This is a genomic window from Acinetobacter sp. CIP 102529, assembly GCF_000368325.1.
GTDB lineage: Bacteria > Pseudomonadota > Gammaproteobacteria > Pseudomonadales > Moraxellaceae > Acinetobacter > Acinetobacter parvus.
On the sequence record NZ_KB849355.1, the window covers coordinates 290,762 to 307,586 of the forward strand.

The window sequence follows — 16,825 nt, forward strand, 5'->3', positions numbered from 1 at the left end:
GAAAAAAGAAGAGTTTAAGGAAATTTTGGCAATTTTAAGAAAGCAGAATCCTGATAGGATAAGGGTTCTGTGAAATTTGTCGTGTACAGAGAAAAGATTTAAACCGATTAAGGTGTCAACACCCGATCATCTATCTTGATGAAAGTGGATTTAAATCTCATGAACATAGACCTCATGGTTATTCAAAACAGGGAACTCCTTGTTATGGAACATATAATTGGCAATTAAAAAATCAAACCAATGCAATAGGAGCAATCCATGAGGGTAAGTTATTTGCAGTTGGTTTATTTGATTGCAAAGTAAATTCGGATGTATTTCATTTTTGGGTAGATCAGTTTTTATTACCAGAATTACCCTCGAATAGTGTAATTGTCATGGACAATGCAGCTTTCCATAAACGACAAGATATACAAGATCTATTAACCCAACATGGGCATCAAATACTTTGGTTACCACCGTATAGTCCTGACCTTAATCCTATTGAAAAAATGTGGGCATGGGTGAAAGCAAAAAGGAAAAAATGGTTGGTTAACTCAATAGATAAGCTTTTTAGTCGTTTCTTTAACGAGTGTATGGGTAATTAAACGGTTTGACTATATGTCTTGTTTGACATGCTCATTTGAGAAAGATAAAGGGTAATATAGGGGGGATAAACGAATTATCTTTTTGTTTTTTATTTGTTTTTAAAAATATTAAAAAAAATAGCTGTTAAAAAATTGACCAATCTGACACATCAGATTGGTCGAAATAACTTTTATAAATGTACGTTACGCAAACTCACGAATCATTTTACGCACATTGGTCTTTGCTTCAATCACTGTCATAAATGTATATGCACCAATAAACTTACGGCTAATGAACATAAATTCTTTTGGTGGAACAGAGAAATAACGTGATGCCATAGACTGTGCTGCCTGTTGCATGACGCGGCTATGCAGTTGGCTTTTCTTCCAGTCATAACGATCCTGCTCATCCATAACACCTGCTGGCATGTCTGGATTATTGGCTGGACAGCTAAAAGCTTCTGTTGCGATCAGGAACACATCTGCCATACCTGGTTTGATACTTTCAGGCATTGCATCAAAAAACTCGTAGCCTGTCATCGCTTTAACCATTTCATCTTTGTTATGGTTATAACCAGCATGGATCAGGTTACGTGCAACAGTGAGCAAATTCTCATCGAACTGACGAATTGCACCAAAGTCGAGGAGAACGATTTTGTCATTTACATCATCGCCGTTACCCAAACGAACCAGGTAATTACCGAAGTTTGGATCAGTTTGCATTTCGCCCCATTCAAACAGCTCACGTACTGCAATCTCTAAAGAGGCTTCACCAAGCTTGTTGCGGCGTTCCTGTGGCAGGGAGAGCATGACAGGGCTATTTACAGGCACACCACGCTCAAAGGTCATGCACAGCACTTTTTTAGCGCAAAATTCATCGACAATTTCAGGAACGATATAACGAGGGTCATCTTTCAGACGTGCAGCAAAGCGGCGAGTTGTTGCTGCCTCAATCCCGTAATCCACTTCACGATGCATCATTTCACGGACTTCATCAAACCACTGATCAAATTCGCGTGTTTGCGGCACCATACGAGTGAGTTTTAACATGTTCCTGAAAAGGTTCATGTCTGAATCAATTGCTTCAGCGACACCTGGATATTGAATCTTTAAGACAAGCTCTAAACCATCCGATTTACGTGTGGCACGGTGTACTTGAGCCAGTGAGGCCGTTCCGATTGGTTCATGATCAATGGTCAATTCATCGAGTTTTGACCCCAACTGTTCCTGCAAATGTGTCTTAATTGCTGGCCAAGCCAAGGCAATAGTCTGGTTGTTTAGCGTGTTTAGCGCCTGTGTGATTTCTTCTGGTAGAAAATGTTCGCCGTATAAAGCCATCATTTGCCCAATCTTGACAATTGAACCTTTTAGTTTCCCAATTTCAGAAACCAAATATTGTGCCTGTTCAGCCATGACCTTTTTACGTTTCTTCTCTTTTTCTTCTTCACTGGAGAAAATAGAAGTCGCACTTGCAGTTGCCCAGCGTGTTCCAGCAAGTAAAGAGGCTTTTGCAATAGATAAGCGGCGATCCACCGATGAAGTTTTTAGGTTCTTAAGCTTATCGTTCTGATCTGACATGAAAGAAAAATCCTATGCTGAAATCGGAGGGGAGGAAAGCCGAGAGTTAAATTTTAGTGGATATTACAGCTTTTGAACGTATTAAAATAGTTCAATCGCTTGAATTATTAGTCTAAATTTGTGAAGTAGATCAATATTATTAAAATAGCCTAAGTAGAATTTTTATCTTTAGACTGGTTCCAATATACATTTGTGCTAAATCTTAAACTGAATTTTTAGCGATGACTTCCGCATTAAAGCTGCTCTATTGGTGTGAATATGCTGAATAAGCATACGCTTCACATGGCTATGATGAAAACCCAGTGCATGGGCTTTGACAATAATAATACTGGGGAGGGTGAAGAAAAAATACTTAGTATCTTCTAAAGTCGCATCCTTAAAAATACCTTCTTCGATAAGTGTATCTCTCAGAAATTGCTTTTCAGCTTGTATGGTAGAGGATTCATCATCCCAATAATTCTGGCGCATTGCCATTAAATTATTATGTTTGTAACTCATAAATGACTTGAGCCTTTTTCATTTTCACCGTGAATGAATATATGAGGTTCATTGTCCAATTATCAAGATGTGGATTTATATCAAAATAGCCTAAGTAAAATTTAATTATCTATCCAAATTTGCTACACTTATACCCGTTTTAAACCCAGATTTAATTAAACTGAAAAATATGACACCAGCCTGCAAGTTATTAGAAAAGAATAAAATCCCGTTTTCAATTCATGAGTATGAACATGATAGCAATGCTAAAAGCTTTGGTCTGGAAGCGGCAGAAAAATTGAATCTTCGGGTAGAGGAAGTATTTAAAACCTTACTGGTCACTGACGAAAAAAACTTTTTCGTTGCCATTCTGCCTGTCAATCATCAACTTAATTTAAAGAAAGTTGCCACAGCAGTTGGATGCAAGAAACTACAGATGGCCAATCCAAAAGATGCGGAGCGTTTGACAGGTTATCTGGTGGGAGGAATCAGCCCATTGGGACAGAAGAAACGCCTAAAAACGGTGATTGATGCAACGGCGCAAGCGTTGACCAAAATTTATGTGAGTGGTGGAAAAAGGGGATTGGATATTGGTTTAGATCCTAATGATCTAGCAAAGTTATTAAATGCAACTTTCTCTGATCTGTTGGATAGTTAGGGACTTTATCTGACATCTATTGCTTATGCTTTAATGTTTCAATCTACTAAAACAATAAAATTTCAGATTTTCATTAGAATATATAATAATGAGAATTATTATCTTTTGTATCAATAATCATCTATTTTTTTATTTAATCTATATTAATCAATGCTTTGTGCTGTTAATTTCAAAGGAAGTATTATAATTGCTATTATAAATGATAATTATTATCATTACTTTAATCTTATATGCAGTCGTTGCTGTATTTGAGAAGTGTTTTGAGCTCAAACATTCGAAAAAAAACTAACTCTCTCTTTATAGAGGATACCGACAGATGCAATCACTTGCCAATCGGTTGGCGATACAACATTTCGTCAACGCATATACGCAAGAAACTGGCAAAGGTCACTTGCTTAATCAAAATCAGCAAAGTCTGCAACAACAAGCGTTTAGCCAAGGTTTGACGCTGTTATCAATCCCAATACATTCTATTCAAGCACAATGTAATTTCCCTTTATCTTATGTCAGTCGAGTCGGGAGACATCGCTTAGCAGATCTTCCACAAATTATTATTCATGGTCAAATCAAGACATTTAGTCCTGTTGCAATAGTCGGGTTATTGCTTGAAGAACTGGTTTTTGAATCGTCTATTCCATTAGATGCTGCATCTTTAGTAGAGAAGTGGATTCAAAGTCGTGATGCGCTACAACAGTTTTTAGCACACCGTGAAACTGATTTTGATGATTTGGTCAAAGCAGGTCAGAGTTTCATTGAAACTGAGCAGGCACTCATACTGGGGCATAGCATGCATCCAGCGCCGAAAAGTAGAACAGGTTTTGTACATGAAGATTGGTTAAAGTTTTCACCTGAACATAAGGGCAAGACACAACTTCATTATTGGCTAGTGCACCAAGATTACATTGCGGAAGGTAGTGCGACTGATGAACCTATTTCAGCGCAATTAAAAACGGCATTACAGTGGTATTTATCTGAAAATGATCTCAATCTAGTTAAAACCCATAGCGAATATAAATTACTCCCATTACATCCTTGGCAAGCCCGTTATTTACAAAGTAAGCCTTGGTTTGAACGTTTAAAACAAACGGGGCAGTTAATTGATGTAGGCTTACGAGGCTGGCAATTCTCTCCAACAACATCCATTCGTACATTGGCAAGCTTCAACGCTCCGTGGATGGTGAAGCCATCTCTTTCGGTGATGATCACCAACTCTATTCGAGTCAATTTAGCGAAAGAATGCCACCGTGGTGAACTCACTCATCGTCTGTGGCACAGTGAGTTTGGTCAGAATATTCTAAAAAAATTTCCAAGCTTAAAGACAGTCAATGACCCAGCTTGGATTGCCTTAAAAATTGATGATGAAGTGGTGAATGAAAGTATCTGTATTTTCCGTGATCAGCCATTTCATCCTCAACAGCAAGTCACTTGTATTGCATCCTTATGTCAGGATCATCCAAATAGACCTTTAAATCGTTTTAATGCTTTATTTGCAAAAATTGCAAAAGCACATCACGAAACCGATTTCTCAGAAATTGCTTTGGATTGGTTTAATCGTTTCCTTGAAGTCAGTTTGCAACCGTTGATGTATGTCTATCATCGCCATGGCATGGCATTTGAATCACATCAGCAGAATGTGCTGTTAGAACTAGAGAATCATTTCCCCAAAACCTTATGGCTACGTGATAACCAAGGTTTTTATTATATCGAAGAGTTTGCCACTGAAATTCTGCAAGCGCTGCCTGAGCTAAAAGAAAAAGCGTTTGCCGTCGGGCCTAAAGATTTCGTGGATGAACGTTTTAGTTATTATTTCTTTGGCAATGCCTTGTTCGGCATTATCAATGCGATTGGCGCAACAGGCTATATTACTGAAGATGAATTACTTGGGCATCTAACAAGTTTCTTGCAAGAGCAATTGCAGCAATATCCAGACAGTAGCTTATTACAGGGATTATTGTTCAATGTAACCTTGCCTTATAAAGGTAATTTGCTCACACGTTTACATGAATTAGATGAGCTGATTGCGCCTGTCGAGAACCAATCTGTCTATGTCGAACTGCCAAATCCGCTGTGTATTTCACAGAAGGATGTCAGTTATGCTTGATTTTATTGGAATTGGTTTAGGGCCATTTAATCTGAGTCTGGCCAGCCTGCTGCATAATAAAAGCACACTTAACTATGCAATTTTCGAACAGAAAGCTCAGTTTGACTGGCATGCAGGGATGCAGTTACCCAATACGGTATTGCAAGTGCCGTTTATGGCAGATCTGGTCTCAATGGTTGATCCAACTAGCCCATTTAGCTTTTTGAATTATCTGCGTCATCAGCAACGCTTATATAAATTTTACTTTTTAGAACAGCCGCATATTCCACGTTGTGAGTATAACCATTACTGTCAATGGGTTGCAGAACAACTTGATTGTATTGAATACCAATCTCGTGTTTTGAAGATCGAACCTCAAACTATTGGTTTTAAAGTTGTGGTGGAATCGGAGGGTGTTCAGCACAGTTATTTATGCCGTCATCTGGTCATCGGAAGCGGTAATGTGCCTTACTTGCCTGAATGCTTGGCTAAAGTACAGCAGCAGCAACCACAAAAATGTCTGCATTCTGCGCAATATATGACGCATACAGATATAGATTTACACGGCGATGTTGTAGTACTTGGTTCAGGGCAATCCGCCGCCGAAGTCTTTATTGATCTGCTTGATGAGCAGCAAGATACAGCCAATCATCAGTTCGACCTACACTGGTTTACTCGTTCTCTGGGCTTCTTCCCAATGGAATATGCACCATTGGGACTGGAACATTTTAGCCCAGACTATGCACAGCATTTTTATGCTTTGCCAGCTGAAAAGAAAGAGCAACAATTGCAGCAGCAGTCTTTGTTGTACAAGGGCATTAGTGCAAAGACCATCCGTGAAATCTATCAAAAACTTTATCACCGTAGCATTGCGGGTCAAAGTTTGCAGACACATTTGCATAGCCAATGTGATTTGAAAGATGCAGAAGTCTTAGATATGCAAAAAATTCGACTGCATTTCCAGCATCGTGCCACGACACAGGCTTTCCATTTAGATTGTGATTTTTTGGTTGCTGCAACAGGTTACTTTACCCCTGATTTTGGTTTTATGCAGTTGCTGAAACCTTATATTGAATTTGATCATAAACAGCGTTGGCAAATCACGGAAGACTATCGTGTTGTACATCATCTAAATGGTCATATTTTTGTCCAGAATCAGGAAATGCATAGCCACGGTGTTGGTACACCAGACTTAGGGCTTGGTGCTTATCGTGCAGCGACAATTATCAATCAGTTGCTTGGTGAGTCGCTTTATGAACTCGATCAGCAGGCGCAGACATTCCAACACTTTAATCTCTCTCAAAATCCAAAAATTTGTATGGCAGATGACAAAGCACAATCAAACGAGTGCGTTTGTGAAAATTCTGCCAATAAAAACCATTCAATTTTCAAGAAAACAGAACAGAACGTGATGACGGCGCATCCTAATCGTCGTGGTGCTAATACACGGACACAAACTGCTTCTGTACATTCAACTTATGAGAAACTGATATGAACTTTGCAACTTTAAAAATTAATCAGCAGCAATGGCGTGCCGCAGGACAACGTCTTATTGAAATGGCGATTGCAGAGTTTCTATACGAAGAAATTTTTGAAGTTAAATCATTGTCAGCAGGTCGTTATCGTTTAGATTTAGGCAATCGTCAGTATGAATTTCAAGGACATCAATATCTACTTGGACATTGGAATATTCAGGAAGCTTCTGTACGTGATGTGACTCATAGTCAGGAAAATGATCAACCTGCTTGGAACTTACATGAGTTTATTGTCGCAATGTCTGACAGTTCTAATGTAAAGCCATTTACCAAAGCATATTTGATCAAAGAAATGAACAATACTTGGTTGGCAGAAGCACATTTGTTCAATGAAACGCGTTTGCCAAGCACAGCGGTTTTGACTGAGCCTCATTACAAAGTTGAAGGCATGCTACGAGGTCATCCTTGGCTCATCATGAGTAAGGGGCGTATGGGTTTTGGTTATGATGATTATTTAAGCGCTGCACCAGAGCTTTCACCTGAAGTTAAAGTATTGTGGTTAGCCGTACATCGTGATTTGGCAGAGTATCGAAGTACTGAAGATTGGAGTGCCTGCGGTTTATATCAACATGAATTTGATGCCAATGAACTACAGCAATTCATCAATATTCTCCAAGAAAAAAATCTAGACCCGCAAAATTACTTTTTAATTCCAGTACACGCATGGCAATGGCATCAATGGCTCGTTCCGACTTATGCCAATGAGATTGTCGATCAGAAAATCATTGAGCTGAATATCAGCCAAGATAGTTATGTACCGATGCAATCGATTCGTACATTATGCAATACATCAAATCTACAACGTCATTACATTAAGCTGCCAGTCAGTATTTTTAATACCGCTGTTTATCGTGGATTACCCTCAAAACGTAATCTTGCAGCACCCGCAGTGACCGCATGGTTGAAACAGATTCATCAACAAGATCAGGATTTACAACATACAGGTGTGATTTTCTTGGGAGAAGTTGCGACTTTAACTATTCATCAGCCTTGTTTCGATCGCATTGATGGCGCACCGTATCAATTTAAAGAGCTGTTCGGTTGTTTATGGCGTGAAAGTGTTGATCGTTATGTTGATTCATCTCATCAAGTGTTATCTCAAGCAGCATTGTTACACCGTGATATTTCAGGTCAATCGATCTTGAGCGTGTTGATCCAGGCATCAGGTTTAAGCCCTTTGGCTTGGTTAGCACAATTTGCTCAAGTAAGTATGAGTCCATTATTACTTTGCTTATACCGCTATGGTTTGGCATTTTCACCACACGGTGAGAACACGATGTTGGTACATGAAAATGGCGTACCAAAAGCTATGGTATTAAAAGATTTCATTGATGACATTAATTTGGTGGATGAGGATTTCCCTGAGTTAGCTCAGTTACCACCTGAAGCGGCTTTGTTATTACGACATGAGGCGACCGATCTAAGTCATTTTATCTTCACTGGTCTGTTCATGGTGCATTACCGTTATATCTGTAATGTGTTCTTGCAAGACTATCCTGAATATTCTGAGCTTGATTTCTGGCAGACCATTTCCAACACAATTGTTGAATTTAACCAAAAACACCCAGAACTGGCTGAGCGCGCTGACAAATTTGCCATGTTACGTCCTAACTACACCAAAATTTGCCTAAACCGTGTGCGTTTATTTACCACAAGTTATAACGATGAAGCAGAGCGTCCTGTTCCTGTCTTTCTTGATCCCATTGCAAATCCAGTTAGCCCAGAAACATTGAAAACATGGGCAGAACAACCTCGCCAAGCGAAAGTGGGATAATTTTATTCGTCATTTTATAGGTTCGATATGAAAACAATCTCTCAGCAATTACCCGATTATTTTGAATACTTTGAGGATGGAACTCAGTACTACTTACGACAAGTGAAATATCCGCAGGATATTCCTTTATTACACAAATGGATGCATGAACCACATGTGATTCCACAGTGGCAGTTAAATAAATCGGAACTGGAGTTACAAGTTTACTTCGACAAAATGTTAGCAGATGACCATCACCGCTTATTAATCGTCGGAATTGATGGCAAAGATGTGGGTTATACCGAAATTTATGAAGGTAAACGAGATCGTTTAGGCCGTTATTACGATGGTGATGACAATGATCTCGGTTGGCATCTCCTGTTTGGTGACAAATCTGTGTTTGGCAAAGGCTTCTTGCGACCAACCATTCGGTTACTCAGTTTTTACATTTTTGAACATTCGAAAGCTAAAAAAATTGTGGGTGAGCCAGATCATACCGTTAAACCATATGCAGCAGTAGTGGCAGAGCTTTGTTATGAAAGCCAACGTTTAATACCGATGCCTGAAAAAACAGCGATGTTGTACTACTGCTTCCGAGAAACTTTTTATCACAAGTTTGGGGAATATTACCAAACATCACAACACAAGCTAGCAGATCAGCCAGCCAAACTCCTGAGTGTTACATGAGCTTATATATCAATGAAATGCATATCTTAGACATGCGCTTTGCGGCGAATGTCTCTGTTGCAGAATTTGAACAATGGTTAGCACGGATTCAGCACTATTTCGAACATAAGCAAAATTTCGTGTTGATCATGCAAACCGATGTAAATACTGAATTTCCTGAAGAATATAGAGCAATCCAAGGCAAATGGTATAAGCAATATAAACAAGATTTTTACCAATATTGCTTGGGTTTTGCTCGTATTGCTCAAGATGAAGATGATCGTATTCGATTGGATACACCAGCTCTGCACAAAGCTTGGCATGTTCCATATTTTGTGAGCGTAGATAAAGCTGAAGCCACACAATGGGCTTTGCAGAGGTCGTTATGAATTCGAAAAATACACTCAATATTCAAAAAATATCTGCATTAAGTCTATCGGTGGTCGTGGTTTTGTATCTTGCCCACGCCTTACCACTTTATTTCTATAACGTTGCACTGCCTGCAATTTTACGCCATCAAGGGGTAGATTTACGTTGGATTGGCATGTTGTCGCTGCTTTATATTCCCTGGGCACTCAAGTTCTTTTGGGCACCGCTAATCGATCGTTTTTATTTCAAAAAACTGGGTAAACGCAAAACGTGGCTTTTGTTGACGCAAATGGCTTTGGTGTTGGGTGTCGTGGCTTTGGCACTCACCCAGTTTGATTATGGTTTAGCTGTTTTTGTTATTGTGGGTTTATGGATTTCAACCGTTGCCGCAACTCAAGATATTGCCATTGATGGTTATACCGTTGAAACTTTTACTGAGTCTGAATACCGTCTTGGCAGTATGGCGCAAAGTATGGGGGTTGCGCTAGGTAGTATGGTAGGTGGGGCGGCGACTTTATGGCTGTATCAACTTTATGGCTGGCAAACGGCGTTAATGTCTTTGGCGGCCATGACCGCACTGACCATGTTGGCTGTTTTCTTCATTCAAGAAAAAGAGACGAGTGAAAAAATCGCAAAACCAACGCCTAGCTTAATTCGTGCATTTAAACGCCCTGAAATGTTATGGGCTTTAGCATTAATTGTGTGTTATCGCGTGGTCGAAGCACCGGCTATGGCGATGCTGAATCCGATGCTGATTGACCAAAAATGGTCCTTGTCAGAAATTGGCATTTTAATGTCTGTTGTGGGTGCAGGTGTGGGTTTATTGGCCGCAGTATCCGCCGCATTTTTATTGAAAAAATTAGCAGCAACTCAATTGCTGATTTGGGCAGGTTGGGCGCGGACCTTGGTTTATGCCTTGTTGGGTAGCGCCGTTTTACTTAGTTGGCTTGATCAATGGCATTTGCTGCTTGGTGTGTTTGTCGTGGTCATACTCGCTATTCGTTATATCGCCATGACGGCACTTTATGCACATTTCATGCAGACCTGTTCTAAAGATCAGGCTGGTACAGATTTCACCATTTTAGTTTGCTTTGAGTTACTGGTGTATTTCATTGGCGGCGCACTGTCAGGTTTTTTAGCGAAATCACTGGGCTATGGAAATTTTTATCTGATTCTCGCAGTTTCATCGGTTTTGAGCGTATTGCTCAGCCAAGTTCTCATCCACAAAGCAAAACAAACGCAACAACTCACCTAGGGGTAATTTATGAAAGTTATGTCAATTTCGACATCATTGACACTGTTAAGTTTGGCCGTCAGCACGCAGCTTTATGCGCAAACTGTTGAGGCAGATGCCGCAGCTGAGGCACCAAGCAAAAACTCAGTACAACTCGCGCCAATTGTGATCACGGCAACACGTTCAGCGCAAAGCATTGCGGAAATTGCAGGAACAGTTCAATCCATTGAACAAAAACAGATTGAGCAACAGGCCGCGGCAGGTCGTAAACTGGCCGATATTTTGGCGCAGTTAGTGCCTTCACTTAGCCCAAGTAGTGGCACCACAACCAACTATGGACAAACCATGCGTGGTCGTCAGGTGCTTGTGTTAATTGATGGCGTAGCGCAAACCGGTTCACGTGATGCGGCTCGTCAACTCAATAGCATTAGCCCAGATTCAATTGAAAAAATTGAGGTGGTTTCAGGTGCGAGCAGTATTTATGGCTCAGGGGCAACAGGCGGTATTATTAATATTCTGACCAAAAAAGGCTCTGGTGACAGTTTAAGTTTTGAATCTAAAGTCGGCGTGACTTCAGGTGATAATTTTAAAAATGATGCATTGGCTTATGAAGCTTATCAATCCGTTGCGTTTAACCAAGGCGATTGGAATGGTTTCTTGGGCGCAGGTTATACCCAGCGCGGTGAAATTCAAGACAGTCATGGTGATCGAATTGGACCTGAAGTTGCACAGACTGACCGTCAAGATACGGAAACTGTTGATGTCAATGGGCGTTTAAGCTGGCAATTTACGGATCAGCAAAAGTTAAGTTTGGGTGCGCAATATTATGATGATCAACAAGATTCAGAATATGGCCCTGACTATGGTACAAACTTCGCTGTTTTCTTAGGTGCAAAGCCAAGTTTAAAAGCGTTAAAAGGTTTTGAAATTGATGATCAAGCCTTTACCAAGCGTTATGCGGTCAATGCACAGTATCAAAATACTGATTTGCTTGGGCAAGAGTTAAATGTTGAAGCGTACTATCGCAATGAAAAAGCCAGATTCTATCCAACGCTGCTAGCGAACTTTATTCCAGCAGGTTATTACTTTGCTTATCAGTCAGAGTCGGACATTGATGTTGCGGGCATTCGTGCAGCAATGACATCAAAACTGAATCTAGCTGATCGTGATTTAAAAATCACCTATGGTATTGATTATGATCATGAAAAAGATCAACAAACGGCAGATCTCTATAGTTTTACGCATAATGGCTTAAAATATCAAAATACAGGTCGTAGTTATGATTTCGGCCCAGATGCCACCATTAAAAACCTCGGTATCTTTGTACAAGGAAATTATGATTTAACCAATGCGGTCAACATTCAGGCAGGTTTGCGTCATCAACGTATTGAAAGTGATACCAGCGCATTTAAACCAACGCTTCCTGCAATTCAAGGTGATATCACGGGTCAACCAGTCGGCACTGTAGCGGCAGGGACTGTAGAGCATGATAAAACCTTATTTAATTTAGGTGCGGTATATAAATTAAATGATCAACAACAAGTCTTTGCGAATTTTTCACAAGGTTTTAGTTTGCCTGATATTCAACGTGTATTACGTGATGTTTCAGCAGGTTATGTTGTGCGCTCAGGTAATGTTGATCCGATTACGGTCAACAACTATGAACTTGGCTGGAGATTCCAAAATGATCTAGGAGCAAATTTAGGTTTAACCACGTTCTACAATACATCAGATAAAGTGGTTCAATTTAAGGCAGATCGTTCTGTAACCGTTGCAGATACAGATCAGCGAATTTATGGCGTTGAAGCAAATGCAAGTATGCCTGTTTTAGATCAGTTTAGTGTTGGTGGAACAATTGCCTATACGCGTGGGCAATTCAAGGATGCAGGTGGTTCTTGGCGTGAACTGAATGCCTTACAAGTTTCACCAGTTAAAGGTACATTATTTGGTGAATGGAACGATGACAAAGGTAATGGTTTAAGGGTTCAGATGTTAGCTGTGAAGGGAACGGATAAAGCATATGAAGATTCTCTAAAGGCAAAATATGATACCAATGTTCGCCCAAATGCAGCGACGAAGATCAAAGGCTATGCCGTTATGGATGTGATTGCTAATGCGAAAGTTGGCCCAGGAACGGTAGGCTTTGGTGTTTATAACGTTTGGAATACAGAATATAAAACTGTATTTAGTCAAGCAGCTGAAGCTGTATATGGTCCTATCTCTAGCCTGCCTGCACAAGGCCGTACTTATGGTTTGAGTTATACCCTCAAATACTAATCTAATCAAAAAGGCATCTGTTTTAGATGCCTTTTCTTTTGATGATTTTCATGATGAACAATAATTTAAAGTTTTTAGCGCTGGCTGCTTTGATCAATGGAACTTGTTTTTCCATGATTCTCCCTTTACTTGCTCCATTGACACGACAATTACATTTATCTGAATTCCAAGGTGGTGTGATTGTTTCAGCAGGGGCAATCTTTATGGCGATTGCCTCGATCTGGATTGCGAAAAAGAAAAATCAGCTATCTCCCAACCAACTCGTCAATTATGGTTTTTGGGGAATGACCTTTACTTGGGCTATTTTTACCTTGATTCTGTATTTTGGAACACATGCGATTTTACCCACGTTATTCATTTTTATCTTACTGGTATTGAGTCGTGCTTCTACAGGCATTTTTATGGCTTTGCCACAAATTGGTCTGCAAAGTTATGTGATGACACATGCAAGTGAAGCCGCTGATCGTAGCAAACAAATGGCTATGTTTGGTGCGATGAATAGTTTTGGGATGATTATCGGCCCGTTTGCAACATCAGTTTTATTGTTTGGTGGTTTGCTTTTCCCGATGTGGATTGCTGTGGTTTTACTTTGCTTAGTCAGTATTGCACTCGGCATCCTGTTTAATAAAAGTCCGCAAGTTCAGGCTGAGTCATTCAATCCGCAACAAGATAAAGAAAATGCACGAGCGAATGAGCCAATTCTGAAGCAAAGTCTGATTTGGTTAACTCTAGGTTTTGTCACTTATGTTGCAATTGTAACTTTAAATATGACGGCAGGTTTTTATATTCAGGATAAGTTTTATCTTAGTAGCCAACAGAGTGCAGTTTATTTTTCTCAATGCATGTTGGTTGTCGGGGTCTGTTTGGTGCTAACCCAGCTTTTAATCGTGAAAGTGTTTAAACTCAAATTAAATAGTTTGGTGATTATTGGTTTGGTCACCATGTGTTTTGGTCTATTACTTTCACTCTACGCACCTACAATTTTTGTGTTTCAGGCCAGTTATATTTTTTATGGTATTTCTGTGGCATGTTTATTACCCGCATTTACTACAGGCGCTGCCCAAGCGGTATCTCAGCAATCACAGGTTAAAATGGCAAGTTTTTGTACGGCGACACAGGCATTAGGTTTAATTGTTGGCCCCTTACTCAGTACATTTTTGTACCGTTTTAATACCCATTTCCCATTCTATTTATTACTGTTCTTAACCCTATCGATTGGCCTTTATTTTAGTTGGATGTTGATTCGAAAAGAGGGTGAAACCGCATTGCTACTTAATGAATAAAAGGGGTTTTGGCTAAAAATGACTCATCTTTTTCCTCATAATGCAAGTATTTCGACTGTTTCAGTCATATATTGCTATGATGAGGCGCCTTTATGTTTATTTTTTAATCAAATTTATTTCATTTGTTTACTATTTGAATTTTAAGCCTATTTTTTAGTTACCCTATAAAACGTATAACAAAACAAAGGAGTAACAATGCTGATTTTTCATGATTATCCTGTTCAGGGGGCAATTTTTGATATGGATGGAACAATGTTTGATACAGAGCGATTACGCTTTCAGACATTAAAACAGGCTTCTCAGGAACTCATTGGACAGGAATTTTCAGATGATTATTTGATGCAGTGCCTGGGCTTAAGTGCAAAAACTGCTGAACAACTTGCAAAAAAATATTATGGAGACAACATCTCCTATCCAGAGATTCGTCAGCGTGCCGATACCTTGGAACTTGAATTGATTCGTCAAAATGGTGTTCCAGTCAAGAAAGGGCTGATGCAGGTTCTGGAACGCTTAAGAAAATCTGGTTTAAGAATAGCTGTAGCGACTTCAAGCCGTCGGGCAATTGCGGAAGAATATTTAATTAACGCCAATGTCTATAAATTTTTTGACCTACTGGTCTGTGGTGATGAAGTTGAACGGGGCAAGCCACATCCTGAAATTTTTTTACAGGCTGCCCAAAAGCTAAATTTACAGCCTGAACAATGCCTTATGTTTGAAGACTCCCAAAATGGAATTTGCTCAGCCTGTGATGCAGGTGGTATTACGCTGTTATTTAAAGATATTAAAGAGCCCAATGATCAGATGCTTTCCAAGGCAAAGTTTTATTACCAGGATATGTACGATTGTCTGAATGCTTTGGATCAGTATATTCCTGAAATGAGCATGCCACAGTTACAGGAACCATTTCCACAAAGCCTGAACCAGTTGACTGTGGGGATTCATGGTTTTGGCGCGATTGGCGGTGGCTATATTGCCCAGATTTTATCTCACTGGGATGGTTTCACCCGACCACAGCGAATTTTGGCATCGACCCGAAACCGTTTATATCTTGAGTCAGTCAATAGTTTTGCCAGCTACAGCATCCGCTATGGCCAATGTTCTTACGATGAGCGGATTGAGAATCTAACAGTAATCAATGCTGACAATGAACAGCAGATGCTGGATATGTATATGCAATCCAGTTTGATTGCACTGTGTCTACCTGAACAGGCGATTGCATCTGAAGCAAAAATCATTGCCAAAGGTTTACTGGCACGTTTTATGTCACAGGACACACAGAACGATGAGCCGATTACATTCCTGATCGTGTTGAACAAGGTTGGGGCCAAGTTTCTGATTCTGAAATGTCTCCGTGAAGCACTGCTTGAAATCACCGATGAGGATATTGCCGAGCATATTTTAAGTGAACACTATTTCTGTGACACCGTGGTTAATCGCATGGTGTCCAAGCTCAGCGATCAGGCACTGTATCGCCAGTTAAACATCAAGCACCGTTTATTTAAGCAATATCAGAATGATTTAAATCAGGACACCATAGAATTATCAGATGAAACGGCGTTGTCTGAAAAACAGGAACAGCAACTCAAGGTGTGTCTGGAAGATATGCGCGGACAATTTCAGGCGGGGCAGTTTTTACAAAATATGGACTTAATTTTGTTCAATAGCGAAGTGGATATGCCGATTTATGTGGAAAATCGCAGTCCGTTGCTGAGCAAAATGCGCCAAATGATTCTAGTTGATCATATTTCCGATATTCAGATTATCAAGAACCGTTTGTGGAATGGTTGTCATGCCATGCTGGCTTGGCAGGCGAGTCTGGCGGGACATGAAACCATCGGTATTGCATTGGCCGATTCAGAACTTAGAAACTTTATGACTAAATTGGTTGATGAGGTGAAGCTGGGTTTGGGAAGTATTGTGCCAAACCAATCGAAAGAGCTGGATCGTATGGCAGAAAGTTTTTTAAATTCTTGTCGATCAGCTTATAAAGACCCTTGTGAACGTGTCGCAAGAAATCCTTTATGCAAGCTGAATGTGAATGAGCGCGTTTTGGGCAGTCTTGAGAATCATATTCAGCAACAGCTTCCTTATCAGAACCTATTAACAGGCGCAATTGGGGGTTATGTCTATGCCTTAACCATACTGGCATTGGATGAAATTGAAATTGTGCAGCATCTACAGGAAAATGTTGAAAAACTGGACATTTTAGATTCCCAAAAACAGGCCTTGCTTAACTTGTTATATGAGGGAATTCAGCAACAACTTCAAAAAAATCCACTTTATTTCAATGTTCAAAAAGCCTGGATGACTTTGGCTGAATATGTCTAAATTCAATATTCAGCCTTAAGTTTT

Annotated in this window: 13 protein-coding genes; 11 read left to right on the top strand and 2 right to left on the bottom strand. The window is 39.9% G+C overall.

Going from position 1 to position 16,825, the window contains the following annotated elements; all coding sequences use genetic code 11:
* Positions 1–125 precede the first annotated feature (125 nt).
* Positions 126–584, top strand: a complete 459-nt coding sequence (locus F972_RS16570; protein WP_033198370.1) for an IS630 family transposase — start codon at positions 126–128, stop codon at positions 582–584.
* A 183-nt stretch (positions 585–767) separates the two neighbouring features.
* Here the strand turns inward: F972_RS16570 and F972_RS06450 are convergent, their stop codons facing one another.
* Together F972_RS06450 and F972_RS06455 are read right to left on the bottom strand one after the other, a co-directional pair.
* Positions 768–2,141 (bottom strand): ABC1 kinase family protein, encoded by a 1,374-nt coding sequence (locus F972_RS06450; protein ID WP_004758108.1) that lies wholly within the window; start codon positions 2,139–2,141, stop codon positions 768–770.
* 195 nt (positions 2,142–2,336) lie between these two features.
* A complete protein-coding gene (locus tag F972_RS06455; protein ID WP_004683793.1) occupies positions 2,337–2,639 on the bottom strand; it encodes a hypothetical protein in 303 nt (100 codons plus the stop codon).
* Between the two features lie 169 nt (positions 2,640–2,808).
* Between F972_RS06455 and ybaK the strand changes: the two genes are divergently transcribed.
* The 10 genes from ybaK (at position 2,809) to mtlD (ending at position 16,801) form a co-directional block, all read left to right on the top strand.
* On the top strand, positions 2,809–3,276 hold the full coding sequence (ybaK, locus tag F972_RS06460; RefSeq protein WP_004758106.1) for a Cys-tRNA(Pro) deacylase: 468 nt from the start codon (positions 2,809–2,811) through the stop codon (positions 3,274–3,276).
* A 316-nt stretch (positions 3,277–3,592) separates the two neighbouring features.
* Complete coding sequence (locus tag F972_RS06465) at positions 3,593–5,377, top strand: IucA/IucC family protein (RefSeq protein ID WP_004758104.1); 1,785 nt, start codon at positions 3,593–3,595, stop codon at positions 5,375–5,377.
* Positions 5,370–6,851 (top strand): lysine N(6)-hydroxylase/L-ornithine N(5)-oxygenase family protein, encoded by a 1,482-nt coding sequence (locus F972_RS06470; protein WP_004758102.1) that lies wholly within the window; start codon positions 5,370–5,372, stop codon positions 6,849–6,851. The genes F972_RS06465 and F972_RS06470 overlap by 8 nt, the downstream gene beginning before the upstream one ends.
* Entirely contained in the window at positions 6,848–8,665 is a 1,818-nt protein-coding gene (gene acbC, locus F972_RS06475) for an acinetoferrin biosynthesis protein AcbC (RefSeq protein ID WP_004769322.1), read from the top strand. Before F972_RS06470 ends, acbC begins: the two co-directional genes overlap by 4 nt.
* A gap of 27 nt (positions 8,666–8,692) precedes the next feature.
* Positions 8,693–9,331 carry an acinetoferrin biosynthesis acetyltransferase AcbD gene (gene acbD, locus F972_RS06480; protein ID WP_004769323.1) on the top strand — a complete coding sequence of 213 codons (639 nt, stop codon included), beginning with the start codon at positions 8,693–8,695 and terminating at the stop codon, positions 9,329–9,331.
* Positions 9,328–9,699 (top strand): hypothetical protein, encoded by a 372-nt coding sequence (locus F972_RS06485; protein WP_004758096.1) that lies wholly within the window; start codon positions 9,328–9,330, stop codon positions 9,697–9,699. Before acbD ends, F972_RS06485 begins: the two co-directional genes overlap by 4 nt.
* Positions 9,696–10,934, top strand: a complete 1,239-nt coding sequence (locus tag F972_RS06490) for an MFS transporter (RefSeq protein WP_004758095.1) — start codon at positions 9,696–9,698, stop codon at positions 10,932–10,934. Before F972_RS06485 ends, F972_RS06490 begins: the two co-directional genes overlap by 4 nt.
* A 9-nt stretch (positions 10,935–10,943) precedes the next feature.
* Complete coding sequence (locus F972_RS06495; RefSeq protein WP_004758093.1) at positions 10,944–13,190, top strand: TonB-dependent receptor; 2,247 nt, start codon at positions 10,944–10,946, stop codon at positions 13,188–13,190.
* A gap of 26 nt (positions 13,191–13,216) precedes the next feature.
* On the top strand, positions 13,217–14,473 hold the full coding sequence (locus F972_RS06500; protein WP_004769324.1) for an MFS transporter: 1,257 nt from the start codon (positions 13,217–13,219) through the stop codon (positions 14,471–14,473).
* 195 nt (positions 14,474–14,668) lie between these two features.
* Positions 14,669–16,801, top strand: coding sequence for a bifunctional mannitol-1-phosphate dehydrogenase/phosphatase (mtlD, locus tag F972_RS06505; RefSeq protein WP_004769325.1), 2,133 nt, complete (start codon positions 14,669–14,671; stop codon positions 16,799–16,801).
* The last annotated feature ends 24 nt before the right edge of the window (positions 16,802–16,825 follow it).